This is a genomic window from Streptomyces sp. NPDC059166 (genome assembly GCF_042755185.1).
Taxonomy (GTDB): domain Bacteria; phylum Actinomycetota; class Actinomycetes; order Streptomycetales; family Streptomycetaceae; genus Streptomyces.
In genome coordinates this window covers 26,162-52,377 of the sequence record NZ_JBHZCI010000040.1, presented here as the reverse complement: position 1 = coordinate 52,377, position 26,216 = coordinate 26,162, and the positions used below count along the sequence as shown (strand labels likewise).

Below are 26,216 nucleotides of genomic sequence, written 5' to 3'. Positions count from 1 at the left end.
CATGGCACTGAGCACAGACGACCGGCGGCGCGCGAAGGACTCGGGGACGCCGCCGGTCAAGGACGGGGCGGCCGACGGCCCGCCCGTCACCAGGACCATGCCACTGCGCCACCGGCTGCGCCGCGACCGCACGCTGCTCCTGATGACCCTCCCCGCGATGCTCCTGCTGCTGGTCTTCGCGTACGTCCCCCTGGCGGGCAACGTCGTGGCCTTCCAGGACTACGACCCGTACATCGCGGACAACGCGTTCCAGGCGATCGCGCAGAGCCCGTGGGTCGGTCTCGAATGGTTCCAGCAGATGGTGCACGACCGGCTGTTCTGGTCGGCGCTGCGGAACACGCTCGTGATCTTCCTCCTCCAGCTCACCCTGTTCTTCCCGGTGCCGATCCTGCTCGCGCTGTTCATCAACAGCTTCGTGCGGCCCCGGGTGCGGGCCGTGGCGCAGGCGATCCTCTATCTGCCGCACTTCTTCTCCTGGGTCCTCGTCGTCACCGTCTTCCAGCAGATGTTCGGCGGTGCGGGACTGATCGCGCAGACGCTGCGGGAGCACGGCCACGAGGGTTTCGACCTGATGACCGACCCGGGTCTGTTCAAGTTCCTGATCACCTTCGAGATGATCTGGAAGGACGCCGGCTGGGGGGTCATCGTCTTCCTCGCCGCCCTGGCGGCGGTGAGCCCGGACCTCTACGAGGCGAGCGCCATGGACGGCGCGAACCGCTGGCGCCGGATGTGGCACATCACGCTGCCCGCCCTGCGCCCCGTGGTCGCCCTGCTGCTGGTGCTCCAGGTGGGCAACGCGCTGACCGTCGGCTTCGAGCAGATCCTGCTGCAGCGCACCGCGGTGGGCCCCGGCGCGTCCGAGGTACTGGACACCTACGTCTGGAACGTCGGCATCACCAACGGCGGGTTCAGCTACGCGGCGGCCGTCGGCATCGTCAAGGGAATCGTCGGTCTGCTGCTGGTCCTCGGGGCCAACAAGGTCACCCATCTCATGGGTGAGCAGGGGGTGTACAAGAAGTGAGCAGCCTGCTCTCCGGCCTCACCGCGATCGGCGGAGTCAAGCCGGGCACGCGTGGCCGTCTGCGCCCGGTCTGGGAGGAGGAGCCCTCGAGGGCGGGGCTCGCCACCAAGGGCGTGACGCTGGTCCTGATCTGCCTGGCGGTCCTCTTCCCTCTCTGGGTCGTGATCGTCACCAGTCTCTCCTCGGTGAAGACCATCACCGACGCGGGCGGGCTGGTGGTGATCCCCCGAGGTGTCACCTTCGTCGCCTACCAGGAACTGCTGGGCGGCGGCCAGGTCACCAGGGCCGCCCTGGTCAGCATCGGTGTGACGGTGGTCGGGACCCTCTTCAGCATGGCGGTCTCGATCCTGTGCGCCTACGGGCTGTCGCGGACCGGTTCGGTCCTCCACCGTCCCCTGCTGATCTTCATGCTGGCCACGATGTTCTTCGGGGCGGGTCTGATCCCGACCTACCTGGTGGTGCAGGGGCTCGGTCTGACCGACTCCTACCTCGCGCTGATCCTCCCGAGCGCGCTCAACGTGTTCAACATCCTGGTGCTGCGGGCGTTCTTCATGAGTACGGCCCAGGAGCTCATCGAGAGCGCCCGGATCGACGGGGCGGGCGACTTCCGCATCCTGTGGCAGATCATCATGCCGCTGTCGCGCGCGGTGATCGCCGTGATCACCCTCTTCTACGCGGTGGGTTACTGGAGTGCGTGGTTCAACGCGTCGATCTACATCAGCGACCCGGGCATGCTGCCGCTGCAGAACGTCATGAACCAGCTGGTCCTCAAGCAGGAGCGGCCCACCGGCCTGACCCAGGTCATCAACACGGGTCATCTCTCGCTGCTCGCCGTCCAGATGGCGGTCATGGTGCTGGCACTGATCCCGGTGGCGTTCCTGTCGCCGTTCGTGCAGAAGCACTTCAAGGAAGGCATGCTCACCGGCGCCGTCAAGGGCTGATCCCGCTCCGCCGTCACTGTCGCTCCCACCGGAGGATCCCCGCCATGCCCGCTTCGTCCGTGCCTCAGCCGGGCCCTGCCCCGTTCCCCCGCCGCCGGACCGTCCTGGCCGGCGCGGCCGCGGTCGCAGCGGCCGCCACCGTGCTGCCGTCCGCGGCCACGGCCTCGGCCGCCCGGGGTCCCGCGCGGACCCAGCCGCACCGCTGGCGCACCGCGGCGATCGGCGGGACGGGGTTCGTCACCGGCCTGCTGTTCCACCCGGCCGTGCGGGGCCTCGCCTACGCCCGCACCGACATCGGCGGCGCCTACCGGTGGGACGACAGACGGTCGCGCTGGACGCCGCTCAACGACGGCATCGGCTGGGACGACTGGAACCTGCTGGGCGTGGAGGCGATGGCCGTCGATCCGGCGCACCCGGACCGGCTGTACCTGGCACTGGGCACGTACGCGCAGGACTGGGCCTCCCCGGGCGCCGTGTTCAGGTCCGAGGACCGGGGCGCGACCTGGGCGCGTACGGATCTGACGGTGCGCCTGGGTGCCAACGAGGACGGCAGGGGCTGCGGCGAACGGCTCCTGGTCGATCCGCGCGACAGCGGCACGCTCTGGCTCGGGACCCGCCACGACGGGCTGCTCCGGTCCGGGGACCGGGGTGCGACCTGGGCCGCCGACACCTCCTTCCCGGCCACTCCCACGGCGGGCGGGCAGGGCGTCACCCTGCTGGTGGCAGCCGGAAGGAAGGTGTACGCGGGCTGGGGCGACGGCGGGACGGCGCTGTACCGCACGGACGGGAGGGGCGGCTGGGAGGAGGTGCCGGGCCAGCCGGCGTCCGGGGCGTCCGCGAAGGTACCCGTCCGCGCCGCGTACGACGCGCGGAGCGGTGCGCTGTACGTCACCTACGCCGACGGGCCGGGGCCGAACAACCAGTCCGACGGGTCGGTGCACCGGCTCGACACGGGGACGGGCGTCTGGACGGACGTCACCCCCGTGGCTCCCGGAGCGGGCGACGCCTTCGGGTACGGCGGCGTCGCGGTGGCGGCGGGCCGGGCCGGTACCGTCGTCGTCTCGACGAACAACCGCTGGGGCGCGGTGGACACCCTGTTCCGTTCGACGGACGGCGGCAGGAGCTGGACCTCGCTCAAGGACACGGCGGTTCTCGACGTGTCGGAGACGCCGTACCTCGAGTGGGGCGGGGAGCCCAAGTTCGGCTGGTGGATCCAGGCCGTGGCCGTCGACCCGTACGACTCCCGGCACATCGTGTACGGCACCGGCGCGACCGTCTTCGGGACGCGTGACCTGGTGCGCTGGTCGCCGGAGATCCGGGGGCTGGAGGAGTCGTCGGTGCGCCATCTCATCGCACCGCCCTCGGGAGCACCACTGCTCAGCGGCCTCGGCGACATCGGGGTCATGTACCACGACTCGCTGACCGCCTCCCCGTCGCGCGGCATGGCGTCGAACCCCGTGTTCGGCACGGCGACCGGGCTCGCCCTGGCCTCCCGGAAACCCTCGTACGTGGTGCGCACGGGGTGGCCCTCCGGCTCGCAGTCGGCGGGGGCGTACTCCGAGGACGGCGGGGCGACCTGGCAGCCGTTCGCCTCGCAGCCGGAGATCGCGCCGTCCGCACCGGGCCCGGTGGCGGTATCGGCGGACGGGGCCGTACTGCTGTGGTCGTTCGTCCACTGGGACGGCACGAAGTACCCGGCGCACCGCTCGACCGACGGCGGTGCGACCTGGGCCGAGGTGCCGACGTTCCCCAAGGGCGGCGCACCGGTCGCCGATCCGGTCGATCCGAAGCGGTTCTACGTGTACGACACCGACACCGGAACGGTCTTCGCGTCGTCCGACGGTGGCGCGACCTTCACCGGTGGCGCGTCGGGACTCCCTTCGGGGGACGTGCAGTTCCGTATCGCCGCTGCCCCCGGGCGTTCCGGCGACCTGTGGCTCTCGGCCAAGGACAACGGGCTGCTGCGCTCCACGGACGGCGGCCGCACCTTCGCCCCGGTGGCCGGCTGCCAGGCGTCGCACGCCCTCGGCTTCGGGAAGGCCGCCCCGGCCAGGGGCCGGAAGGGCTATCCGGCGGTGTTCCAGACCGGCCGGGTCTCCGCGACGTACGACGGCGTGGCCGTGCTGCGGTCCGACGACGCGGGGGCGACATGGGTCCGCATCAACGACGCGGACCACCGGTGGGGCTGGACCGGTGAGGTCATCACCGGTGACCCCCGTGTCCACGGCCGTGTCTATCTGGGCACCAACGGCCGCGGCATCCAGTACGCAGACCCGAAGTAGAGGAACGAGACGTCCATGCCGTCCCTGCACGACGCCACCCGTGGCCGGATCCTCTTCGGCGGCGACTACAACCCCGAGCAGTGGCCCGAGGAGGTGTGGGCCGACGACGTCCGGCTGATGAAGGAGGCCGGGGTCAATTCGGTGACCGTCGGCGTCTTCTCCTGGGCGACGATCGAACCTCGCCCGGGAGCAAGGGAGTTCGGCTGGCTCGACCGGCTGATGGACCTCCTCCACGCCCACGGGATCGGCGTCGTCCTGGCCACCCCGACCTCCTCGCCGCCGCCGTGGATGGGAGCGCTCCACCCGGAGACCCTGCCGCGCGCCGAGGACGGCACGGTCGTCTCGTACGGGTCACGCCAGCACTTCTGCCCCAGCTCCCCCGTCTACCGGCGTTACGCCGCCGCCCTCACCGAGGACCTGGCGGCACGGTACGCGGACCATCCCGCACTCACCGTGTGGCACATCAACAACGAGTACTGCACCCACTGCTGGTGCGACGAGACCGCCGCCCACTTCCGCCGCTGGCTGGCCGACCGGTACGCGGGGCTGGACGCGCTCAACGACGCCTGGGGCACCGCCTTCTGGAGCCAGCGCTACGACAACTGGGCGGAGATCCTGCCCCCGCGCCGCGCGCAGTACCTCCGCAACCCGGCGCAGGAGCTCGACTTCAAGCGGTTCACCTCGGACGCGCTGCTGGAGTGCTACACCGCCGAACGCGACATCGTGGCCAGGCACACCCCGCACATCCCGGTGACCACCAACTTCATGCCCCTGTGGGCCGGACAGGACGCCTGGGCCTGGGCCGAGCAGGAGGACGTCGTCTCCGTCGACGTCTATCCCGATCCCGCCGACCCGCGCGGCGGGCAGTACAACGCGATGATCGCGGACATGACCCGCTCCCAGGCCCGGGGCCCCTGGATGCTGATGGAACAGGCCGCCGGTGCCGTGAACTGGCGGCCCGTCAACCACCCCAAGCCCGCCGGTCTGAACCGTCTCTGGTCCCTGCAGTCGGTGGCGCGGGGAGCGGACGCCCTCTGCTACTTCCAGTGGCGGCAGTCCCGCCAGGGAGCGGAGAAGTTCCACTCCGGGATGCTGGGCCACGCCGGTGAGAACGGCCGCACCTTCCAGGAGGTGAAGCGGATCGGGGCCGAACTCTCCCTCATCGGTGCCGAGGTGACCGGCACCGGGGTCCTGGCCGAGGTCGCGGTGCTCCACGACTGGGACGCATGGTGGTCGGGCACCCAGGACGGCCGGCCTTCCTCACTCGTCTCGTACACGGAGCTGCTCCGGGCCTGGCACGGCGCCCTGTGGGACAGCGGCATCAGCACGGACTTCGCCCGCCCCGAGGCGGACCTCGGCGCGTACCGCATGGTGCTCGTACCGCAACTGCAGCTCCTGAAGGACGCGGCGGTCGACAACCTGGTGTCGTACGTGCGGGGCGGCGGCACCCTGGTGTGCGGGTTCTTCACCGGGGTCGTGGACGAGGACGACCGGATCAGGGAAGGCGGCATGGACGGCCGGCTGCGCGAGCTGTTCGGCATCCGCACGGTGCACGAGTGGTGGCCGCTGGACGCCGGGGCGACGGTGGAGTGCGACGGCTTCGGCGGCACCCTGTGGTCGGAGGAGCTGGAGGCCGGCGAAGGCGCCGAGACCGTCTCCGCCTACCAGGGCGGCGCACTCGACGGCCTTCCGGCGGTGCTCCGCAAGGGAACGGCCTGGTACGTGTCCACGCTCCCCGAACCGGACGCCCTGCGCTCCCTGCTCGAACGGGTGGCTTCCGGGGCGGGTGTGCGCCCCGCGCTGGAGGGCCTGCCCGCCGGTGTGGAGGCGGTACGGCGCGGAGACCTGCTCTTCCTGCTCAACCACGGTGGTCCGGCTGCCTCGGTGACACTTCCGGGCCGCTTCCGCGACCTGCTCAGCGGTGACGTCGCCGACGGCGCCTTGGAGCTCGGCCGCCACGGCGTGGCCGTACTCGGGGAAGCACTCGCATGATCCACGGCACATGGGAGCCCTCCCCCGCGTCCCGCTGGGAGGACGCGTTCCTCAGCGGCAACGGCCGGCACGGGGCCATGGTGTTCGGCGACCCGGCGGACGACCGGGTCGTCGTCACCCACCACACCCTGGTGCGTCCCAACGGCAGCGAGGACCTGAGGCCCCCGGAGCTCGCCGACCGGCTCGGACGCCTCCAGGACGCGCTGCTGTCGGGGGACACCGCGGCGGCCGAGCAGTTCGGCGCGGGGCGCGACCTCGCGTGGGTGCAGCCCTTCCATCCGGCCTTCCAGTCACGTGTACGCCGCTCCCGGGGGCTCCACGAGGCCGTGGCCGGCTTCCGGCGTGAGGTCGACTTCACCACCGGGGAGGTGTCCGCTGCGTACGAGGCCTGGCGCAGCACGGTCTTCGTGTCGCGCGCCGACGACGTCGTCGTGCAGCGGGTCACCGATCCCGGGATGGACGCCGAGATCTCGCTGGACCACTCCCTGCCCGGCGCCCCGGCGCAGTTGGCGGTGGGCCGCTCGACCGTCCTGACCGCGGACGGGGCGCATCTGGCGCTGCGCGTGGGGTATCCGGGCAGCGACCTCGGCTACACGGGGGTGACCCGGGTACGGGTGGACGGCGGCCAGGTGTCCGTGGCGGGTGACGGCGTCCGGATCGAGGGGGCCCGCGGGGTCACCCTGACCACCCGGGTCGTCCGTGGCGCCGGTCGTCCCGACCTGCCCGAGCTGTGGGCGGCCCTCCCGCAGGAGGAGTACGCCGCGCTGCTCGACCGCCACCGCCCCTTGCACCGGACGGCGTACGGGCGTGCCTCCCTCACCCTGCGGGACGCCGCTCCCGAGCGCGATCTGCCGGGCAGCGAGCTGCTGCGCGGGCCGAAGTCCCCCGCGCTGCTGGAGCGGCTCTTCGCCGCGGGCCGCTACCACCTGCTGTCGTCCTCGGGAATGCTGCCGCCGCGGCTGACCGGGCTCTGGACCGGTGACTGGGACACCGCGTGGTCGGGGGCGTTCACGACGAACGCCAACCTCAACCTCCAGGTCTCCTCCGCCGCCGCTGCCGCCCTGCCGGAGGTCTCGCAGGCCCATGGCTCGTTGGTGCAGGGCCAGTTGGAGGACTGGCGGGACAACGCCCGGGCGATCTTCGGAGCGCGGGGCGTCGTCGCGCCGTCCCACACGGACGGGATGTCCGGGCACACCAAACACTTCCAGCGCGCCTACCCCCTGCACCTGTGGACCGCGGGGGCGGACTGGCTGCTGCAGCCCCTCCTGGAGCACGCCGAGGTGTCGACGGGCGCCCCGGACGCGGCGCTGACCGCCGTCCTCGTCGAAACAGCCCTGTTCTACGAGGACTTCCTCACCCGCGAGGACCCCGACGGGAACGTGGCCGTGGTCCCCTCGTACTCTCCGGAGAACCGTCCCGCCAACGCGAGCTGGGGCACCGTCAACGCCACCATGGACATCGCCGCGGCACGTCACGCGCTGACGGTGGCCGCCGCGCACGCGCCAGGACACCCCTCGGCGGATCACTGGCGCGCCCTCGCGGCACGGCTCCCTGCCTATCTGGTGAACGAGGACGGGGCGCTCGCGGAATGGGCGTGGCCGGGGCTGCTGGAGACGTACGACCACCGCCACCTGAGCCACCTGTACCCGGTGTGGCCGCTGGACGAGATCAACCCGTACGACACCCCGGAGCCGGCCCGGGCCGCCCATCGCGCGCTGGAGCTGCGGGGCTCGGAGAACGACTCCGCGCACGGGTACCTTCACCACGCGCTGGTCGCCGCCCGGCTGCGGGATCCGGCCCGGGTGTCGGCGGCCCTGGACGCGGTGCTGGGCGGCGACTTCTTCCACGACTCGCTGATGAGCGCGCACTACCCGTCCCGGAACGTCTACAACGCCGATGCCGCCCACGCCCTGCCCGCGGTCGTGATCGAGTCGCTCGTCCAGTCGGCACCCGGCCGGCTGGTGCTGCTGCCGGCGGTTCCCGAAAGCTGTCCGGCCGGTGAACTCCGTGGCGTGCTCACCCGGTTCGGGGCGCAGCTCGACCTGCGGTGGTCGCAGGACGGCGCCACCGCGGTGCTGCGCCCCACCCGCGACGCCCGCGTCGATCTGCGTACGGGCGAAGGGTTCGCCCTCACAGAGACCTCCGCCGGAAACCCGTCGGCTCCGCTGGAGCTGACGGCCGGCGTGGACCGCGTCCTCACCCTGGGGCCGCGGTAGCAGTCCTCCATCCCCACATGGAAGGAACATCCCATGGCACGAACCACCCTGACCAGGCTGCTGCTCGCCCCCACGGCAGCGGTCGCGGCCCTGATCGGCTTCGCGGCGGCGCCCGCCCACGCGGCGGTCTGGACGTCGTCGGAGCAGTGGGGCAACTACACCACCTCCGACGGCTACATCCTCTACAACAACATCTGGGGCTCCGGGGCGGGCAGCCAGAGCATCTGGGCCAACTCGTCGTCCAACTGGGGTGTGACGGCGAACCACCCGGACACCGGTGGCATCAAGTCGTACCCGAACGCCAAGAAGGTCGTGAACAAGCCGATCACGTCGCTCTCGTCGCTCACCAGCGACTACAACGTGACGGTCCCGTCGTCCGGCGCGTACAACACCTCGTACGACATCTGGGACACGGACTACGACTACGAGGTCATGCTCTGGGTGAACTACAACGGTGCGGTCGGCCCGCTCGGCACCTCCCAGGGGACGGTCTCGCTGGGCGGCCACACCTGGGAGGTCTACAAGGGCGACAACGGCGCCAACGAGGTCTTCTCGTTCCTGCGCACCTCGGACTCCTCGTCGGGCACGGTGGACATCCTGCCCATCCTGAAGTGGATCAAGGACACCAAGGGCTGGTGGGGCAACGAGACCATCGGTGACGTGCAGTTCGGCTACGAGATCACCTCGTCGTCCGGCGGGCTGGACTTCACGACCAACGGGTTCAAGGTCTCTTCCAGCTGAGAGTCCACCTGAGTACGGCTGAGGCCGGCGGAGTGCAGCCGGCACCGGCTGAGACCTGACGTGGCGGGGCCGGGAGGACGCTCCCGGCCCCGCACCCGGTTCACACCGGCGCAGGCCCGGAGCTCGTACGCACCGTCAGGACCGGCTCCAGGAGCTCCACTTCGTCCGAGTCCCGGCCCGCGAGCTTCGCCATCACCTGTTCCACCGCACGGCGTCCCATCTCCTGGGCCGGGATGGACACGGAGGTGAGTCTCACCGACGCCTGCGTCGCGACCTGTTCGGGGCAGACGGCGACGACGGAGACGTCCTCCGGCACGGCACGGCCCTGCTGCTGGAGGAGGTTGAGGAGCGGCTCGACGGCGGCCTCGTTCTGGACGATGAAGCCCGTCGTCCCCGGCCGCTCGTCGAAGACCCTGGCCAGGGTGCCCGCCATGGCGGCGTATCCGCCCTCGCAGGGCCGGTGCAGGATGCGCACCCCGGCCTCCTGCGCCTTCGCGCGGATGCCGTCGAGGGTCCGCTCGGCGAAGCCGGTGTGCCGTTCGTAGACGGCGGCGGCCTCGCCGATGACCGCGACCTCCGTGTGTCCGAGGCCGGCGAGGTGGTCCACGCAGAGTGCACCGGTCGCCTCGAAGTCCAGGTCCACGCAGGTGACCCCTGAGGGGTCGACGGGCAGGCCGATGAGCACGGCGGTCCGGCCGGAGTCCCGCAGGAGCGGCAGGCGTTCGTCGTGGAGTTCGACGTCCATGAGGATCATGGCGTCGGCCAGCGAGCTGCCCGCGATGCGTCTGACCGCCGCCGGACCCTCCTCGCCGGTCAGGAGCAGCACGTCGTAGCCGTGGGTGCGCGCCGTGGTGGCGACGGCGATGGCGATCTCCATCATCACCGGGACGTACATGTCCGTGCGGAGCGGCACCATCAGCGCGATGATGTTGGACTTGCTGCTGGCCAGGGCGCGGGCCCCGGCGTTCGGGTGGTAGCCGAGCTGCTGGATACTCTCCTCGACGCGCTCCCGGGTGGAGGCCGAGATCGACCGCTTCCCGCTGAGGACATAGCTCACGGTGCTCGCGGACACTCCGGCGTGCTGGGCGACCTCGGCAAGCGTGACCATTCGGCTTCTCCCCTACGGATGGTGCCGCAAGGGGAAAAGCGGGTGAAGCGCTTCGACAGCGCGCCTCCGCGCTCCCCTTTGCACTCTGACATGCACAGACGCAGTCGAGCCTAGACTCGCCCACAGGCACTGTCCATAGTCGTGTCGAAGCGCTTCGACCACCCACTGCCGCCCGTCATGGCCGGCCCGCCGCGAGCGTCGGCCGACAGGGCCGGGGGCTGACGCCCCCGGTGGTCGCGCCGCGTCTCCCAGCCTGTGTCAGGACGCCGAGGGTGTCCAGCCCGCCAGCCAGTCCGCCGTCTCCTGCCCCGCGGCCTGGGAGTCACTGAGCTGCGGACGGTTGCTGCTCGCGGAGCCGGCGCCGGGACCGGTGTTCCTGTACTCCGCGAAGCGGTCGTCCTTCCAGGAGAACCCGCTCATGTCCGTCCAGGGGGCCGACTTGACCGCGGAGCTCAGCGTCGTCTCGCGGAAGGTGGCCATCGGGTCGAGCGAGGCGTCCCCGCCGGCGTGCCACGGGCGGCCGAGGTAGAAGGACGACGCCGAGACGTCGCCCTTGACGGTGGACCCGGTGATCAGGAAGCCCTTGCGGTCGGCCGCCGTGCTCGGTGCGGTGATGTAGCCGCCGGAGCTGCCGTCCCATCGCTTCTTCAGGGTGATGACGGAGGAGTCGATGACGGCGGTGGCACGTCCGAAGATGAAGTCGACGTTGCCGGTGATGGTGGCGTCGGTCATGTAGACACGGCCGAGCGTCGACTTGGACGCGGTGTCGAGCAGCAGGGTGTCCTGGTCCCCGTTGACCGCCACGGACTCGAGGAACACCTTGTCGGCGGCGGTGCGCAGCGCGACGGCCTGCCGGTCGGTCATGTTCTGGTTCGCGGCCTCGTCGAAGTCGTTGGAGATCGTGAGGTTGCGGGCCTGGAAGCCGTTGCCCTCGGCCGCGACGGTGGCGCTGCCGCCCGTCCCGTAGTTGCCGGAGCCGTCGGGCTTCTTGGTGCCGGAGGCGTTGTTGTAGACGATCACGGTGTCGCTGCGGCTGGAGCCGGTGCCCTGGATGGTGACGTTCTGCTTGTTCGACGGGATCTTGACCAGTTCCCGGTAGGTACCCGGCTTCACCGAGATGACCACCCGTGAGGTGTTGCCCGAGGGGACGGCGTTCACGGCGGCCTGCACGCCGGTGTACTGGCCGCTGCCGTCCTTGGCGACGGTGATCGTCGTCGCGGCCTCGGCGTCCGACGCCGAGCCGACGGCCCAGAGGGAGGCCGCGGCCACGATCGCCGCCGCTCCGGCGGACGTGGCCCTGCGGTGAACTCCGTGGCGGGAGGTGGTCTGTCGTCGGCTGGCTGCCATCGGCTGATCCGTTCGTCGGGAAGAGGTGGGGTTCCGTAAGTCAGTCGCCGCCGTGCCGTCGAAGGTTGCCGGTGGGGCACGTCGTCGACGCCGGAACCGCTCGTTCCGCCCCCGCGCGGCCGGGCCCGCAGCGCGCGGGAGCTCGACGGGGCGACCGCGCCCACGTCGCTGAGGCAGCCGTGCGCAGGGCAGAGCAGGGCCCTCCGGGAGCCTGGGTGGCTTCCGGAGGGCCCGTGGGAGGTCTCGCGAGGCGGGGAGACCTCAGGAGACCGGGACCAGCTTGAACTGCTGGCAGGTGTTGTTCAGCCAGGTCCACTGGCGTACGTCGGCGCCGTCGGCCGGGGAGCAGTCGGCCACGTCGGCGACCTTCCCGGTGGCCTGGTTGACGATGCGCACCCACCCTCCCGCCTCGGTGGTGACGAAGCGGAACCGCTGACAGGTGTTGTCGAGCCACGACCACTGCCGGAGGTCGGCGCCGTCGGCCGCGGAGCAGTCCGCGGTGTCGAGCACCTTGCCCGTCGCGGCGTTCACGAGGCGGCTGGTGTCGTCGCCCCGGTCCTCGACGCGCCACCGCTGCTTGGCGCTGCCGTCACACGTCCACTGCTGGACGTTCGCCCCGTCGGCGGTGGAACCGGCGCTCACGTCGAGGCACTTGCCCGACGCCCGGTTGACCACGGTGTACGCCGTGGGGGTGGCCGCGGTCTCGCCGGAGGGTCCGGCGAGGCTCTTCCCCAGCGCGACGGGGGTACCCAGGTTCGGGGTCCCGTCGGAGTTCCAGCCGAACTTCTGCGCCCGTGCCGTACGGCCGTTGTCGCACCCGTCGGACGCCGAGTCGTTGGCGTGGTAGACGATCCAGCTCTCGGTGCCGTCCGGGGAGGTGAAGAAGCCGTTGTGTCCGGGCCCGTAGACGCCTGCGGCGTCGTTCCGCTGGAAGACCGGGCTCGACTTCTTCGTCCATGAGGACGCGGAGAGCGGGTCGGTCCCGGTCAGTGTCAGCAGACCCAGCTTGTAGTCAGGGGTCCAGCACCCGCTCGCGGAGTAGACGATGAACGTCTTCCCCCCTCTCTGGAGCACCTCGGGGCCCTCGTTGACCGTGCCGCCCGACTTCTCCCAGTCCCGGGTGGGCGTCGAGATGGTCGAGAAGGAACCGCTGAGGGTGTACGGGTTCGACATGGGGGCGATGACGAGGTTCTGCGTGCCGCCGCCGCTCGCGCTGCCCAGCAGGTACATGGAGCCGTTGACCGTGAGGATGCTCGGGTCCAGCATCCAGGTGCTGCCCAGCTGGTTCCTGTACGTGTAGGGCCCCATCGGGTCCGACCCCGCGCTCTGGAGCACGTGCACACGCTGCGTCGGGTTGTAGTCGGCGATGTTCTGGCCGGCCACGTAGTACAGGTACCAGCGGCCGCCCGAGTAGTGGAGTTCGGGCGCCCAGATGTTGCAGCAGCGCGACGCCGCGTCACCCTGCCACACCTGGACACTGGGCGCGGTGGCGAGGCCGGCCAGCGTGGGTGACTTCCGCATGGTGATGACGTCGGTCCAACTCGTCGACACCAGGTAGTAGTTGCCGTCGTGGTACGAGATCCAGGGATCGGCCCCCTTCTGTGTCTTGACCGGGTTGGTGAAGGGACGGCCCTCGGCCGCCGACGCGGAGGCCGGCTGTCCCAGGGCGAGCGCCAGCAGCAGGGCGCTCAGCAGGGTCAGTAGGCGACGGGCCATCCGCTGCTCCAGTTCAGAAGGTTGACGCCGAGCTTCGGGGCGCCGTTGTCCTGGCCGTCGTAGTAGTGGTAGACGAGGAGGTCACCGTCGGAGTCCGCCAGGACCGACTGGCCGCCGGGACCGATGTAGCGGCCGTGGCTCTCCAGGACGGGTGTTCCGCCGTTGCTGAGCATGCTGACGCCGTTCTTGTCCTTGTAGGGACCCGTGACGCTGGTGGCCCTGCCCACCTTGATCTTGTACGTCGAACTCGTGCCGGCGCAGCAGGTGTCGTACGAGGCGAAGAGGTAGTAGTAGCCGTTCCTCTTCACGATGTAGGGCGCCTCGACCGCCTTGGTGCCGGTCGGCCGGGAGGCGAGGGAGCGCCTGCTGGTGTCGCCGGCGTACTGCTTGCCCGTGGAGGGGTCGATCCGGATCATCTTGATCCCGGTCCACCAGGAGCCGAACGACAGCCACCACTTCCCGTCGTCGTCCACGAACAGGTTGGGGTCGATGGCGTTGTAGTCGCTCGACGAGCTCGACGTGTAGACGGTGCCGTAGTCGGTCCAGCTGCCGGCCTGGCCCGTGGTGGACCCGGCCAGGCCGATGGCCGATGTGTTGGAGCCGAACGACGAGACGGCGTAGTACATCAGGTACTTGCCGCCGTGGTAGGAGATGTCCGGTGCCCAGGGGTCGGACGCCGATGAGTACTTCTTCCACCAGCTCGGCTTGGTGGTGAAGGCGTTCCCGGAGCGGCCGAAGGCGGTTCGGTCGGTGGAGGTGCGCAGTTGCAGTCCCTCGCCGGTCGAGTACAGGAGGTATTGGCCGGACGTGCTGCGGACCATGCTGGGGTCGTGGACGGCGATGTCGCCGTTGACGACTCCGGGGTTGGGGTAGGCGGAGGCGCTGCCCGGCGCCAGGGCCATCAGCAGCGCGACGGGGATCGTCGCGAGGGTTCTCCTCAGAGTGCGGCTCACGAGGGGACCTCCTTGAGTCGGGGGTGGGGAGTGCACCTCGCAGTCGCCGCCGGGGCGTCGTGGGGTTGCCGGACGGCCCCCACTTCTTCGAGAAACCGGACGTCGTTCGGGATCCCGGACGGCATGTTCGGGATCCCGGTCAGCGCGTGCCCGACAGCGCGTACGACGCGTGCCCCGGAGCCTGGTCCGTGTCCCGCGGCCACGGGCGCGCGGCCTCGGCGCCGGCGTCGGGATCGCAGGCCCGGCACCCCGGGGCGCGCCAGGAGCTCCGCCACCGGGCCGGTCACGTGCTCACACCGCCCGCACCCGGCCTGCCACCGGCTCGGGCACGGCCCCGGACGACCGTCGAACGGCCGGAGCCGGGACTCGCCGCCCGCCCGGGACTCACCGGACGCCCGGGCCGCACCGCCCGGGACTCGCCGCCCGCCCGGGACTCACCGGACGCTCCGGACGGGTGAGCGGTGCCCCGGCGGCCGCTTCCTCAGCCGTGGAGCAGGACCGGGAAGGACTCCATGTCGTTCTGGGTCATCACCGGCAGCTTGCGGATCTCGTCGTCCGCTATCGCGAGCCTGAGGTCCGGGAAGCGGCCGAAGAGCGCCGGCAGTGCGATGCCCGCCTCGACCCGGGACAGGGCGGCCCCGGGGCAGATGTGCGGCCCGTGACCGAAGGTCATGTGACGGATCGGGGTCTGCCGCGTGATGTCGAAACGGTCGGCGTCGTCGCCGTGCTGGGCGGTGTCACGGCCGATCGCACGGTAGGAGATGACGACGCCCTCACCCTTGGCGATCACCTGGCCCCCGACCTCGACGTCCTCCGTGGCGAACCGCATCAGCAGGTGCGTGGTCGGGGTGTCCCAGCGCAGCGTCTCCTCGATCACCGTGTCCCAGGAGATCTCCCCGTCGAGCACCTTCCGCAACTGGTCGGGGTGGGCGAGCAGCGCGCGTACGGCGTTGAGGATGAGGCCGATGGTGGTCTCGTGCCCCGCCGCCACCATGGCCTTGAGGTTGCCGACGACCTCCTCCTCGGTGAGGGGGCGGCCGCCTTCCTCGGCGAGGATCAGCGCGCTGGTGAGGTCGTCCGTGGGATGTGCGGTCTTCTCACGTACGAGCTCCGCGTAGAAGACGTCGAGCTCGGCGAGCAGGGCCAGCCGGTCCTCCTGCGGGGTGAGCATCGAGAAGAACGCCTTGTACTGCCTGGTCAGCATGGGGTGCAGCGCTTCGTCCACCCCCATGAGCAGCCCGACCACCTTCATCGGCAGAGGCTGGGCGAACACCGCCTTGAGGTCGACGACACCGTCGGCGCCCTGCGCGGCGAGCGCGTCGAGCAGTCCCTCGGTGAACTTCTCGATGTCCGGTCTGATCGCCTCCAGCCGACGGGGGGTGAGCGCCTGCGAGGTCTTGGTGCGGAGCCGGCGGTGCTCCTCGCCGTCCACCGTGAACATCGAGCGCCCCGCGTCGATCATGCCGATGAGCGGCCAGTCGTGGGTGACCTCTCCGCTCTGCCAGAGGCCCCAGGCGTCCAGGTCCTTCACGAGCCGCGGGTCGACGAGGAGCCGTCGCGCCTCGGCGTGACTCGTGACGGTCCAGGCGGGGACCCCGAGGAGCTCGATGCGGGCCAGCGGCACGGACGCGCGCAGCCGCTCGGTCTCGCCGTCGAGGTCCTGGACGAGGGGATCGATCACCACGGTCGCGTGCGGGCAGGTCACAGCAGGTCTCCTGTCGTGTGTACGGGGGTGAACCGGACGGGAAGCGCGTTCATCCCGCGCAGGAAGGGGGACGGGCGCCGCACCAGGTCCTCGACGGGCACCGACAGCTGGAGGTCCGGCAGCCGGTCGAGGATGACCTCGATGGCGGTACGGGCGATGATCTCGGCGATCTCCTGGGCCGGGAAGGGGCAGCGGTACTCCCCGTGGCTGAAGGCCAGGTGCGCTCCGTTGCCGGCCTGGTGACCGGGGGCGCCCGAGCCCGTCCCCTGGCGGACCAGCGGGTCGGTGTTGGCAGCCCCCAGCCCGAGCAGCAGCATGTCCCCGGCACGGATGGTCCGGCCACCGAGCTGGGTGTCACGGACCGCCCACCGGCCGGCGAGGATCTGGGTGGGGGTCTCCTCCCAGAGCACCTCGTTCATCGCGTCGCCGACACTGCGGTGGCCACCGGCGAGGGACTCGGCGAACTGGTCCTCGGTGAGCATCAGCCGCAGCGAGTTCCCGATCCAGTCGGCGGTCGTCAGATGCCCCGCCGCGGTGATCGCCATCAGGTCGAGGGCGTACTCCTCGTCCGTGAAGGGCGCCGGATCGGCGAGCATCCGGGAGATGACGTCGTCGCCGGGGGCGTCCCTCTTCACCGCGACCAGCCGCGCCATGTGCTCACCGAATCGCGCGTACGCCTCTTGCGCGCCCGGCCCGCCGTCGGCGAGGTCCTTCAGGACGCGGGCGATGTCCCGCCCCTCCTCGTCGGGGAATCCGACCAGCCGGGCGAGGACGAGGACGGGCAGCGGCTCGGCGAACTCCGCGACGAGGTCGGCGGAACCGCGGGCGCCGATGCCGTCGATCAGGCGGTCCGCCAACTGCTCGCAGTGGTCACGGATTTCGAAGGGGTCGACCGCTTCGAGCGCCGGCACCACCATCTCGGAGTGCCGCCGGTGCTCGGCGCCGGCGGTGAAGTAGATCGAGGGCATGGGCTGTCCGACCATCGGGAGCAGCGGCCAGTCCGCCGGTATGTGCTCCCACTGGTTCCACAGGGCGACGTCCCGGGGGAACAGCTCCCCGTCGCTGGTGACCTGGTGGAGCTCGCGGTAGCCGACGACGAGCCAGGCCGGGAAGCCCCCGTGGAGTTCGACGGGCACCACGGGGCCGTGGGACCGGCGTATTCGCCGGTACAGGGCCTGCGGCTCGGTGTGGAACTCCGGCCCGCTGAGTTTCACCGGTGCGTCGGCATGGCGTACCGGGCAGCCAACACCCCTTGCGGACGCGGCTGATAAGGGCTGGGTCGTCATCGTACGGACTCCTGAGGACGGCTTCGCGCGTTGCGGCCATACGATCAACGCGGCACCACTATAGGGAGGTTGAGTGAAGCTTTGGGCAGCGATGGAAGGATGCAGGGGGATGACCGGCTGCACCTCCGGCGGCCGGATCCTCACCTCGTCCGGATCTGCGAAGGGTTGACGCAGATGCCCTTCGTGGGCCGGTATACCCTTCGGCATCATGCCCATATCAGCGCGCAGACCCGCATTCGGCGCCGCGGTCCTCGCCCTCGCGGCCCTCACCGCCTGTTCGTCCGCCCCGGAAGAGGCCGACGGTGACTCCGAGCTGCTCTCCGGGCTCGGCACCCTCGCCGCGGACGCCGGATCGAAACAGGTCACCTTCCTGGACGCCGCGGCCGTACGCGAGCTGAGCAAGGACGCCCCGAAACGGTTCGCCGCCGTCTCGCAGCCGGCCGGGCTCCTGCTCAACGACCCGGGCTCGCTGGGAGCCGGGTTCGAGCAGGCCCAGATCGACACGGCCGTCGACACTCCCGAGGCCGGTCACTGGGACGGGTCGTTCGACGCCGCCGGGATCACCGCGGCGCTGAAGTCGAACGGCTACAGCAGGACGGAGAAGGACGGACAGGAGTTCTGGGCGCGCCCCGAGGGCGACGGGGCCTCGATCCAGGTGTCGGACGACGCTCTCTCCTACTCAGTCCGCGATTCCGACCCGATGGCTCTCGTCGACCCGCAGGAAGGCTCCTCGCTGGCCGACGACAAGGACTTCCGGCGGGCCGCCGAGTGCCTGGGCGACGTCTACCGCGCGGACTTCAACCCGCTCGAATCCTCCGGCGTCGCGCGCTTGGCCTCCCTCGGCCAGCGGGCGTCCTCCGCGTCGAAGAACACCGAGGTGCTCTGCTTCGTGGCGAAGGACGACGCGGCTGCCGCAGACCTGCAGTCCGAACTGCGGGAGATCGTCCGCACCGGGTCACCGAAGTTCGACGGCACGAAGGTGACGGTGGAGAAGGGCGAGCGGCCCGTGGTGCGGGCCGTGGTCCCGGACTCGGCCGATCAGCGCCCCGGCCGGCTGCTCGTCACCGACGTGGAGCTCTGGACGGCTCCGGCCGGGGACGGGTGAGCGCCCGGCACCCGTCCAGATGCGCGGGACCGAATCGGCTCAGTGGCCTTCCGGCTCGGCGGCGAGGTCCGTGTCGCGCATTCCCGGAAGCGCGTATCCGTCGTCCTCGTCCCACGGGATCTCCAGGTCGTCCAGGTGCACGTGCCACCGCGCGCCCGGCAGTGCACGGCGCAGCTCCGTGACCGAGTCCAGGACATGGCAGATCACCGTCAGCACGCGGCTCGGGTCGAACGGCATCTTGGTCGATCCCTCGAGGAGTCGTGAGGGTTCGCCGTCGTCGCCGTCGCAAAGGTGGAGGCTCTCCTCGTCCCCGTAGGGGAAGGAAGCCGAGTGGGCGGCGACGATGCGCTCGACGGCGGCCGACTCGGTGTTCGTGGGCCGAGCCGGCCGGGAGGCGCGGTAGTAGAGGGAGACGCTCATGTCCCCGAACCTAGCAACGGGGTACGACAGAGCCGCCCGAGCCGGAGGACGGGCATCATCAAGTCCGGTCCGTGATGGGATGTCCCGGTGAGCCGTAGCGTGGAAGAGACCAACCGCCGCATGCTCCGGGCGCGTGACGCGATGGACCGCGCGTACGCGCAGCCACTGGACGTCCCGTCCCTCGCCCGCATCGCCCACGTCTCCCCCGCGCACTTCGCCCGCACCTTCCGGGCCACGTTCGGCGAGACGCCCCACCGCTATCTGCAGCGCCGGCGCGTGGAGCGGGCGATGTACCTGCTGCGGGAGAGCGACCACAGCGTCACGGACATCTGCTACGAGGTCGGCTTCGGCAGCACCGGCACCTTCAGCCGTACGTTCCGCGACATCGTCGGCCTTCCGCCGCGGGCGTACCGCAAGGAGGCGGGCGCCGTGGACGTACCCACCTGCTTCACGAAGGCGTGGACGCGGCCGAGCGCCTGAACCCCGGCGCGGCCCTTCCGGCGGTACGCCCGCACGCCGCCGTCCGTCCGGGCGATCGAGCAGTTCTGGATAAGTTCTCGCCGGGTCCGCCGACTAGCGTGAAGCACATGTTCAACGCGATCACACACTCACAGATCTACGTCCTCGACCAGGACGAGGCCCTCGACTTCTACGTGGGGAAGCTCGGACTCGAGGTCAACGCCGATGTCGACATGGGCTTCATGCGCTGGCTGACCGTGAACGTCCCCGGTCAGCCGGACCGCCAGGTCCTGCTGGAGAAGCCCGGTCCGCCCGCCCTCTCGGAGGGGACGGCCGCGCAGGTCCGCGACCTGGTCACCAAGGGCGCGATGGGCGCGGCGCTGATCCTCACCACGGACGACTGCCGGAAGACGTACGAAGCGCTGCGGGCCAAGGGCGTCGAATTCACCGACGAGCCCACGGAACGGCCTTACGGCATCGACTGCGGGCTCCGCGACCCCTTCGGCAACCACCTCCGCTTCACCCAGCTGAAGGGCTGAGGAAGGGAACCGCGGGGCGGGCCCGACAGCCAGGTGCTCCACCGCCGTCCGCCCCGCCCGGGTCGGCCCGGGTCCGTCACGGTCCGTCCGGGTCCGTCCGCCCCGGCTTCCGCCCCGGCTTCGGCCCGGAAGCCGGGGCGCAGGCCGGGGCGGAGGCTCAGGCCGTCGCGAAGCGCGTGAGCACCGACTCCGGCCGGATGCCCGGCAGGGCCTTGCGGAAGGTGCGGTAGTAGCCGAGTTCCTCCTTGCTGCGGAGCTCCGGAGTCCCCTCACCGGACACGGCGTCGGCGAACTCCTCGTCCGCGATGCGGCTCTCCCATACCGGACTGAGCAGACCTTCCGCCCCGCTGCCCGTACCGAACTGCTCCTTGCGGCGCCACAGCAGGTGCTCGGGCAGCCGGCCCGTGAAGGCGCGGCGCAGGTGCCCCTTCTCCATGCCGTCGTCCTCCAGTCCCTTCATGTGCGCGGGCAGGGACATGGCGTGGGCCATGACGTCGTGGTCGAGGAAGGGAACCCGGGCCTCCAGCCCGTGTGCCATGGTCACCCGGTCGCAGCGCTGGAGGTTGAGGCCGTGCAGTGCGCCGACCGTGCGCCGGAGCTCCGCGTCCAGGGCGCCGGGGGCGGTGTGCTGTTCGTGGTAGTAGCCGTATCCGGCGAACAGTTCGTCTGCGCCCTCCCCGGTCAGCACCACCTTGACGTGCCGTGCGGCCAGCTCGGACAGGAACCAGTTGGGCACGGCGCTGCGGATGAGGCTGGCGTCGAAGGACTCCACGCAGGCGACGACGTCGTCGAGCGCCTTCCGCGACGCCTCGGCGTCCAGCAGGACCTCGTGGTGCTCGGTGCCGAGGAACCGGGCGGTCTCCCGGGCCGCCCGCAGATCGGGCGAGTCCTCCGTGCCGACGGAGAAGGTCTTCAGCCTGCGTCCCTGCCGGGCGTAGGTCTCGGCGGCGACCGCGGCCACGACGCCCGAGTCCAGACCTCCGGAGAGGAACACCCCGACCTCGACGTCCGCCATCAGATGCCTGCGCACGGAATCCGCGACGACCTCGAACGTCGCCTTCTCGACGGTCTCATCCGGTACCGCGCTCCAGTCCGTGGCCGCGCCGGGTGCCGGCACCGGCTCGGCGAAGCGGTTCAGTCCGTCCTGCGGCGACCACCAGTGGCCGGGCGGGAAGATCTCCGCGCTCGGCTGCACCTCGGGCGCGAAGGCGCGCAGCTCCGAGGCGAAGTGCACGGCGGTGTCCGTGTGCGCCCAGTACAGGGGCTTGATGCCGACGGCGTCGCGGGCGGCCACGAAGCCGCCGGTGGGAGTGGCGGCGCAGAGCGCCCACATCCCCCGGAGCCGGTGCAGCCCGCCGGGGCCGTCGGTGCGGAGTACGGCGAGCGCGGCCGCGGAGTCGGAGGAGGAGCCGAACGCGGTGGCAGGCATCTGTTCCCGGAGGGCCGCGTGGTTGTAGATCTCGCCGTTGCAGACGAGCGACCAGTCGTCGTCGCGCTGCGTGCCGCCCAGGGGCTGGTGTCCGCCGTCGAGGTCGACGATGGACAGTCGCCGGTGTCCCAGCCAGGTGTGGTTTCCGACTGTTCGCGTTCCGCTGTCGTCGGGGCCCCGGTGGGCGAGCCGGTCGAGCATGGCCTCCACGGCCGTCCCGGGCGCCGCGCCTCGGGCGGTCGGCGTGGAGTGGCCGGTACCGATGGACGTGTGGGCGCTGTGTATCGCTGCTATTCCGCACATGTCTCGACCGTAGAGAGGTTCGTGCACCAGCGACAATCGGAGTTGCTGTATACGCACGACGAGTGGATCATGGCCGTATGACGAGCGAGAACCTGAGCAGCGTGCACCGGGCGCTGGACGTGCTGCGTGCCCTCGGACAGGGCCCGATGGGCGTCCAGGAGGTGGCCACGGCGGTGGGCCGGGAGAAGACCCAGGTGTCCCGGACCTTGAAGGTGCTGGCCCAGGAGGGGTTCCTGGAGCGGGACCCGCGCAGCCTGCGCTACCGCATCGGCTGGCAGTTGCTGGCGCTCGCGTCGTCGGCCGGCGAGGACCGGCTGCACCGTGAGGCGCCACCGGTCCTGCGCGAGTTGGTGCACCAGGTGGGCGAGCCCGCGTACCTGACGGTGCTGTCCGGTCACGGTGTCGTGACGGTGCTGACCGAGCGGACCTCCAGGACCCTCCAGGCCCACGAGTGGGTGGGCCGCACCTCGCCGTTGAACTGCACGTCGGCCGGGCGCGCCCTGCTGTTCGGCCTCGCCGAGGAGCAGGTCGAGGCACTGCTGGTGAGCCCGGAGGGTGCGCGCCTGCCCGGCACGGACGCCGCGCCGCGTGATGTGCCCGCGGTCCTGGAACGGCTGCGTACGGAGCGGGCGCGGGGCTACGCGGTGGCCGCCGAGGAGATGGAGCCGGGGCTGATCGCCGTCGCCGCCCCCGTGCACGACCACCGGGGCGATGTCGTCGCGGCACTCAACGTCTCGGCGCCCGTCTTCCGTCTGCCGCCGGACGCGGTTCCACAGGTGGTGGACGCGGTCGTCGCAGCCGCCCACCACCTGTCGGCCCGGCTCAACGGGGCGGGGTGACGGGGCGGGGTGACGGGCCGCCGTCCCCCGCCCGGAGCCTCGTTCGGCAGGGCGTGGACAGGGCTCGCACACTGCCGGGAGCTGGCAATATTCGGACGGTATGCTTGCCGGGTTCCTCGCTGGTGACGCGTGGACCGGGAGGGGCACACTTCGGCGTGCCGGTATGGACGGCCGAAGGAGACCTCGATGCGGCACACGCCGTTCTTCCGATGGGTGGTGACGCTCGGAGCGATCCTCATAGCCGCTTCGGCCTGCGTCTACATCAGCGTCCCGGGGCCTCCGGAGCTCCGCCAGGTCGACCTGACCGTGATCGAGGAGGACGCGAACGGGCGGTGCACGGTCCGGTGGACCGATCCGTTCGAGCACCGCACTCACGAGGATCTCCACCTGTGCGACATCGAACGCGACCCGATACTGAAGGCGCCCGGCTACGACCCTGACACCGGCTTCGGATGGGACACCGGCTTCGTGGTCGCCGAGGGCCGGGACAAGGGGCAGCTCTACCAGCTGGAACAGGACGACGAGGCGTCCGAGGGACGGATGATCGAGCTTTCCGACGCACTGCTCGTCTGCGGCCTCCTCCTGACTGCAGCCGGTCTCGTCGGCGGCAACATCCGCGCGCTGGCCCGGCTCCGCGGAGTGCGGCCGGGGGTCGTCCGGCAGGCGGAACGGCTGGAGCGGGCCGCCCTGCACGTGGCGGAGGATCACGACCGGGCGGTCGAGACGCTCCGCGCGGCGTGGGAGGCGTGGCACTCGGATCAGGTCGAGCTGGAGCTGAGCCGCACGCCCGTGGCGCGGCTGCGCAGCACGCTCCGGGAGCGTCTCCGGACCGCCGAACTGGAGGACGCGGGGGTTCGGACGGTGCAGCAGGTGCTCGCCGCCGGGGTGTCCGGGCTCGAACGGCTTCCCGGCGTCGGCCGGCGGACCGCCGTGTGGTCCGTCGCCGTTGCCGCGGAGGCGGCCGCGCAGGTGAGCACCGACGTGATCCCGCGGGTCGGGACGGGCCTCCCCGACCCCCGGACGACGGCTGTGCTGGCTGCGGCCAAGGTGCTGGTGGAGGCGGGTCACGGGGCAGTCGAGGCGGCGGAGACCGGAAGGGCGCTGGCCGTGCGGCTGCGGCCCCTTCTGGAGCAGGCGGCGCCGGCCTCGGGGTACCGGGTGCGGCTGGCCGCCGGCCCGGCTGAGCGCCGCAGCGCCCGTGCGGCCGTGGTGACATTGCGTCGGGTTCTCGCCGAGGCTGAACGGGACGGGGTCGCCGACCGGTTCCGCCAGGCGTCCGTCGATCTGTTGCGCGGCCAGGACGGCGACCCTTCCGGTCTGGACGCCTGGGCCGACTTCGAGAGCCGCCCCGCCGAGTACCACCGTCTGCTGGCGGAGCTCACGAGCGGGGCCCAGGCCGCCTACGGCCCGGGGCGCGAGGATCCGCGTCACCGCTCGCCCGCTCTCTGACCCGTACGCCCGATCCTCCCCGGCCTCTCGGAACGGGCGGACCGGGCGGACCGGGCGCGGTACGGAACGGCGTCGCGCGGGGGACGTCGGCGCCGACGACCCCCGCGCCCGCTGTGGGCGTCAGGCACACCTTCCGCTGAGCCAGGACTTCAGTTCCTTCGGCCAGGTGGTGGCCATCGGCACCGAGGTGGTCGGCAGACCGTACCGGTTCAGCCTGTTCAGCCACCCCGCGTAGTTGCCGGAGGCCGCCGGGGCGGGCTCCTCCCAGCCGATCGTGTCGACCCAGCGGGGGTGGTCCGTGAGCGTGGCGCCGAGGCCCGCGGCCTTGATGCGCTTCTCGAGTTCGGCCTTCAGATCGGTGTTGTCACTTCCCGTGTAGATCATGATCTTCTGGGAGCCGACGCGTTCCTTGATGGGGTCGATGACCTCGGCCCACGCGGTCTCGCGGATGGACGCGCTGCTGTTGAGCAGGGACTGCCCTGCCTCCCCCTTGAGCTCCACGAACGCGGCCATGTTCTGGTTCCTGGCGCTTTCGAGCCACTCCCGGAAGGTGTACACGGTCTCTCCGGCGTACGGACCGTGGTCGATGGTGCGGCCCTTGAGCTGGTCGGTGCCGGTGGCCCACCAGATCTTCGTCACGTCGGCCTTCGGCCCTGTCAGGCCCCTGGTCGTGCTGTTGTGCCACATCACGCCCTTGGTGCCGTCCTTGGTGAGCTGGAGGTCGGCCTCCACACCGGCGGCTCCCCAGCTCTTCTGCTGGGCGAGCGCCTTGGGGTTGTTCGGCTGGCGGACCTGGTCGCGGTCCCATGCGTCCGCCTCGGTGGGGTAGCCGCCGTGGCCGTAGACCGTGGGGCAGACGGGGAGCCCTTCCGAGTGGCGCTCGACCAGACGCATCCTGTCGAAGGTCCAGCCCGTCTCCGTCTCCCAGCCGTGCAGGTCACCGGCGAGGGTTCCGTCCGACTGAGCGGTGAAGGTGATGGTCTTCACCGTCGGCAGCCGAAGGTCGGTGTAGCCGTAGACCGTGGCGAGATCGTCGCGGCCGTCACCGTTGTAGTCCCCGGTGACGATCTTCATACGGGACCGCTCGTACCAGCCCGCAGGCCTGTTCAGGATCTCCCGGCGGTTGCCGAACGTGCCGTCGGCGCCCAGGTCGAAGCCGATCAGGGCGTCGTGCCCGTCTGCGTAGTCGTACCAGGCGGCGATGGAGTCACGGCCGTCACCGTCGAAGTCGCCGGAGTGCACGGTCGCCCGGCTGAACGTCCAGCCGGTGGCGGACTCCCAGCCACGGACGGGCTCGGCGAATCCTCCTCCGGGCTTGCCCGCGAAGGACATCAGCGTGACGGTGCCGGACGCGTATCCGTACAGGACGCCCAGGTCGTCGCGGCCGTCACCGTCGTAGTCACCGGTGGCGAACTTCATGCGCCCGACCTCCCACCCGTCGGCGTCGGTGCGCGCGAAGGACGAGAAGGGGGTGGCGAATCCGCCGTCGGTTCGGGCCAGGAACGTGAACAGCTTGTCGTCGCCGTTGCGGTAGTCGTACCAGGCGGCGATGTCGTCGCGGCCGTCGCCGTCGAAGTCCCCGGCCTCGGCGGTGATGGCGTCGAAGGTCCAGTTGCCGGGGTCCACGGTCCAGGAGGTGAGGCGCGTGCCGAACTTCCCGTCCCCCTTGCCGAGCCAGGTGAAGAGGGAGACCTTGCCGTCGTCGTAGCCGTAGAAGGCGGCCACGTCGCCAATCCCGTCACCGTTGAAGTCGCCGGTCACGTACTTCATGTGCTCGGCCCAGTAGTTACCGTCGGCCGCTTCCCACCCCTTGAGGGGTGCGGACAGGCTGCCGTCGGACTTGGCCGCGAAGGTGTGCATGGCGTCGCTGCCGTCGGAGTAGTCGTACCAGTCCAGCAGGTCGCTTCGGCCGTCGCCGTTGTAGTCATGGCGGGCGCCTCCGGCAGCTGCCCGTACGGTGGCCACGCGTGCCCCGCCGTCGGCCGTCTGCGCCTTCGCCGGAGCGACGCCGCCGACCTGGGGAAGTTCGGCCGTCCCCTTCGACGCCGCCCCTGTCGGAGCGACCGCCGCCGCCTCGCCGCGCACCTGCGCGCTCGCACTGCCGGCACCCGCCTGCAGGCCGAGCAGGGCGCACACGACGGCGGCGCAGACTATGCCCGTGGGTCGTTTCATTCGGTTGTCCATCCCCCTTGTTGCTGCTCACTGCTTCTGCCACTCGGGGAGGAGAGCGCACCCGCGACCGCGGATGAACTGCTCGCCCAGCCGCCCGGAGGCATCCCGTCCCAACGGGAGCACTCACGTTCGATTCGACTGCCCCGGCGCTGATTTGACCATCTGTCCGCCATGAATGGCCAGTGCATCCGGT

General features: G+C 71.0%; 20 protein-coding genes. 11 read left to right on the top strand and 9 right to left on the bottom strand.

The window, feature by feature from the left end:
• The first annotated feature begins 1 nt into the window (after nt 1).
• From ACFXOA_RS26100 to ACFXOA_RS26075, 6 genes are read left to right on the top strand one after another with little or no spacing between them, the layout of a single operon-like run.
• Nucleotides 2-1,021, top strand: coding sequence for an ABC transporter permease (locus tag ACFXOA_RS26100; RefSeq protein WP_385033299.1), 1,020 nt, complete (start codon nt 2-4; stop codon nt 1,019-1,021).
• A gap of 5 nt (nt 1,022-1,026) precedes the next feature.
• Nucleotides 1,027-1,962: a carbohydrate ABC transporter permease gene (locus tag ACFXOA_RS26095; protein WP_385033344.1), complete on the top strand. Its 936-nt coding sequence runs from the start codon at nt 1,027-1,029 to the stop codon at nt 1,960-1,962.
• Nucleotides 1,963-2,006: 44 nt separating this feature from the next.
• A complete protein-coding gene (locus tag ACFXOA_RS26090; protein ID WP_385033296.1) occupies nt 2,007-4,244 on the top strand; it encodes a WD40/YVTN/BNR-like repeat-containing protein in 2,238 nt (745 codons plus the stop codon).
• Between the two features lie 15 nt (nt 4,245-4,259).
• On the top strand, nt 4,260-6,236 hold the full coding sequence (locus tag ACFXOA_RS26085; protein ID WP_385033293.1) for a beta-galactosidase: 1,977 nt from the start codon (nt 4,260-4,262) through the stop codon (nt 6,234-6,236).
• Complete coding sequence (locus ACFXOA_RS26080) at nt 6,233-8,452, top strand: glycoside hydrolase N-terminal domain-containing protein (protein WP_385033290.1); 2,220 nt, start codon at nt 6,233-6,235, stop codon at nt 8,450-8,452. The genes ACFXOA_RS26085 and ACFXOA_RS26080 overlap by 4 nt, the downstream gene beginning before the upstream one ends.
• 33 nt (nt 8,453-8,485) lie before the next feature.
• On the top strand, nt 8,486-9,193 hold the full coding sequence (locus tag ACFXOA_RS26075) for a hypothetical protein (protein ID WP_385033287.1): 708 nt from the start codon (nt 8,486-8,488) through the stop codon (nt 9,191-9,193).
• 100 nt (nt 9,194-9,293) lie between these two features.
• On the opposite strand, the gene ACFXOA_RS26070 is transcribed toward ACFXOA_RS26075, so the two are convergent.
• From ACFXOA_RS26070 to ACFXOA_RS26045, 6 genes are all read right to left on the bottom strand, one after another.
• Nucleotides 9,294-10,301 (bottom strand): LacI family DNA-binding transcriptional regulator, encoded by a 1,008-nt coding sequence (locus ACFXOA_RS26070; protein ID WP_385033284.1) that lies wholly within the window; start codon nt 10,299-10,301, stop codon nt 9,294-9,296.
• 258 nt (nt 10,302-10,559) lie between these two features.
• On the bottom strand, nt 10,560-11,648 hold the full coding sequence (locus tag ACFXOA_RS26065) for a pectinesterase family protein (protein ID WP_385033281.1): 1,089 nt from the start codon (nt 11,646-11,648) through the stop codon (nt 10,560-10,562).
• A gap of 261 nt (nt 11,649-11,909) precedes the next feature.
• On the bottom strand, nt 11,910-13,364 hold the full coding sequence (locus tag ACFXOA_RS26060; RefSeq protein WP_385033278.1) for a family 43 glycosylhydrolase: 1,455 nt from the start codon (nt 13,362-13,364) through the stop codon (nt 11,910-11,912).
• Nucleotides 13,346-14,266, bottom strand: coding sequence for an arabinan endo-1,5-alpha-L-arabinosidase (locus tag ACFXOA_RS26055; protein ID WP_385033341.1), 921 nt, complete (start codon nt 14,264-14,266; stop codon nt 13,346-13,348). Before ACFXOA_RS26055 ends, ACFXOA_RS26060 begins: the two co-directional genes overlap by 19 nt.
• Nucleotides 14,267-14,798: 532 nt before the next feature.
• Nucleotides 14,799-16,022 (bottom strand): cytochrome P450, encoded by a 1,224-nt coding sequence (locus ACFXOA_RS26050; protein ID WP_385033275.1) that lies wholly within the window; start codon nt 16,020-16,022, stop codon nt 14,799-14,801.
• Nucleotides 16,019-17,308, bottom strand: coding sequence for a cytochrome P450 (locus ACFXOA_RS26045; protein ID WP_385033272.1), 1,290 nt, complete (start codon nt 17,306-17,308; stop codon nt 16,019-16,021). The genes ACFXOA_RS26050 and ACFXOA_RS26045 overlap by 4 nt, the downstream gene beginning before the upstream one ends.
• A 208-nt stretch (nt 17,309-17,516) precedes the next feature.
• On the opposite strand from ACFXOA_RS26045, the gene ACFXOA_RS26040 reads away from it, so the two are divergent.
• Nucleotides 17,517-18,413 carry a hypothetical protein gene (locus ACFXOA_RS26040; protein ID WP_385033269.1) on the top strand — a complete coding sequence of 299 codons (897 nt, stop codon included), beginning with the start codon at nt 17,517-17,519 and terminating at the stop codon, nt 18,411-18,413.
• A 39-nt stretch (nt 18,414-18,452) separates the two neighbouring features.
• Here the strand turns inward: ACFXOA_RS26040 and ACFXOA_RS26035 are convergent, their stop codons facing one another.
• Nucleotides 18,453-18,833: a hypothetical protein gene (locus ACFXOA_RS26035; protein ID WP_385033267.1), complete on the bottom strand. Its 381-nt coding sequence runs from the start codon at nt 18,831-18,833 to the stop codon at nt 18,453-18,455.
• A gap of 120 nt (nt 18,834-18,953) precedes the next feature.
• Between ACFXOA_RS26035 and ACFXOA_RS26030 the strand changes: the two genes are divergently transcribed.
• Together ACFXOA_RS26030 and ACFXOA_RS26025 are read left to right on the top strand one after the other, a co-directional pair.
• Complete coding sequence (locus ACFXOA_RS26030; RefSeq protein ID WP_385033338.1) at nt 18,954-19,313, top strand: helix-turn-helix domain-containing protein; 360 nt, start codon at nt 18,954-18,956, stop codon at nt 19,311-19,313.
• Between the two features lie 107 nt (nt 19,314-19,420).
• The gene (locus ACFXOA_RS26025) at nt 19,421-19,831 is read left to right on the top strand and encodes a VOC family protein (RefSeq protein WP_385033264.1); all 411 of its coding nucleotides are present in this window, start codon (nt 19,421-19,423) and stop codon (nt 19,829-19,831) included.
• 157 nt (nt 19,832-19,988) lie between these two features.
• Here the strand turns inward: ACFXOA_RS26025 and asnB are convergent, their stop codons facing one another.
• Nucleotides 19,989-21,563 carry an asparagine synthase (glutamine-hydrolyzing) gene (gene asnB, locus ACFXOA_RS26020; protein ID WP_385033261.1) on the bottom strand — a complete coding sequence of 525 codons (1,575 nt, stop codon included), beginning with the start codon at nt 21,561-21,563 and terminating at the stop codon, nt 19,989-19,991.
• 77 nt (nt 21,564-21,640) lie between these two features.
• Here asnB and ACFXOA_RS26015 point away from each other — a divergent pair, with 77 nt between their 5' ends.
• Nucleotides 21,641-22,402, top strand: coding sequence for an IclR family transcriptional regulator (locus ACFXOA_RS26015; RefSeq protein ID WP_385033258.1), 762 nt, complete (start codon nt 21,641-21,643; stop codon nt 22,400-22,402).
• A gap of 186 nt (nt 22,403-22,588) precedes the next feature.
• Complete coding sequence (locus ACFXOA_RS26010) at nt 22,589-23,851, top strand: hypothetical protein (RefSeq protein WP_385033255.1); 1,263 nt, start codon at nt 22,589-22,591, stop codon at nt 23,849-23,851.
• Nucleotides 23,852-23,971: 120 nt separating this feature from the next.
• Here ACFXOA_RS26010 and ACFXOA_RS26005 read toward each other — a convergent pair whose 3' ends face one another.
• Nucleotides 23,972-26,023 carry an FG-GAP-like repeat-containing protein gene (locus ACFXOA_RS26005; protein WP_385033252.1) on the bottom strand — a complete coding sequence of 684 codons (2,052 nt, stop codon included), beginning with the start codon at nt 26,021-26,023 and terminating at the stop codon, nt 23,972-23,974.
• Between the last annotated feature and the right edge of the window lie 193 nt (nt 26,024-26,216).

Coding starts and splice junctions, on each gene's coding strand:
- ACFXOA_RS26060 (WP_385033278.1), bottom strand. CDS start 13,364: ATGGCCCGTCGCCTACTGACCCTGCTGAGCGCCCTGCTGCTGGCGCTC.
- ACFXOA_RS26015 (WP_385033258.1), top strand. CDS start 21,641: ATGACGAGCGAGAACCTGAGCAGCGTGCACCGGGCGCTGGACGTGCTG.
- asnB (WP_385033261.1), bottom strand. CDS start 21,563: ATGTGCGGAATAGCAGCGATACACAGCGCCCACACGTCCATCGGTACC.
- ACFXOA_RS26080 (WP_385033290.1), top strand. CDS start 6,233: ATGATCCACGGCACATGGGAGCCCTCCCCCGCGTCCCGCTGGGAGGAC.
- ACFXOA_RS26005 (WP_385033252.1), bottom strand. CDS start 26,023: ATGAAACGACCCACGGGCATAGTCTGCGCCGCCGTCGTGTGCGCCCTG.
- ACFXOA_RS26090 (WP_385033296.1), top strand. CDS start 2,007: ATGCCCGCTTCGTCCGTGCCTCAGCCGGGCCCTGCCCCGTTCCCCCGC.
- ACFXOA_RS26075 (WP_385033287.1), top strand. CDS start 8,486: ATGGCACGAACCACCCTGACCAGGCTGCTGCTCGCCCCCACGGCAGCG.
- ACFXOA_RS26070 (WP_385033284.1), bottom strand. CDS start 10,301: ATGGTCACGCTTGCCGAGGTCGCCCAGCACGCCGGAGTGTCCGCGAGC.
- ACFXOA_RS26010 (WP_385033255.1), top strand. CDS start 22,589: ATGCGGCACACGCCGTTCTTCCGATGGGTGGTGACGCTCGGAGCGATC.
- ACFXOA_RS26040 (WP_385033269.1), top strand. CDS start 17,517: ATGCCCATATCAGCGCGCAGACCCGCATTCGGCGCCGCGGTCCTCGCC.
- ACFXOA_RS26045 (WP_385033272.1), bottom strand. CDS start 17,308: ATGACGACCCAGCCCTTATCAGCCGCGTCCGCAAGGGGTGTTGGCTGC.
- ACFXOA_RS26030 (WP_385033338.1), top strand. CDS start 18,954: ATGCTCCGGGCGCGTGACGCGATGGACCGCGCGTACGCGCAGCCACTG.
- ACFXOA_RS26085 (WP_385033293.1), top strand. CDS start 4,260: ATGCCGTCCCTGCACGACGCCACCCGTGGCCGGATCCTCTTCGGCGGC.
- ACFXOA_RS26025 (WP_385033264.1), top strand. CDS start 19,421: ATGTTCAACGCGATCACACACTCACAGATCTACGTCCTCGACCAGGAC.
- ACFXOA_RS26065 (WP_385033281.1), bottom strand. CDS start 11,648: ATGGCAGCCAGCCGACGACAGACCACCTCCCGCCACGGAGTTCACCGC.
- ACFXOA_RS26035 (WP_385033267.1), bottom strand. CDS start 18,833: ATGAGCGTCTCCCTCTACTACCGCGCCTCCCGGCCGGCTCGGCCCACG.
- ACFXOA_RS26055 (WP_385033341.1), bottom strand. CDS start 14,266: ATGGCCCTGGCGCCGGGCAGCGCCTCCGCCTACCCCAACCCCGGAGTC.
- ACFXOA_RS26100 (WP_385033299.1), top strand. CDS start 2: ATGGCACTGAGCACAGACGACCGGCGGCGCGCGAAGGACTCGGGGACG.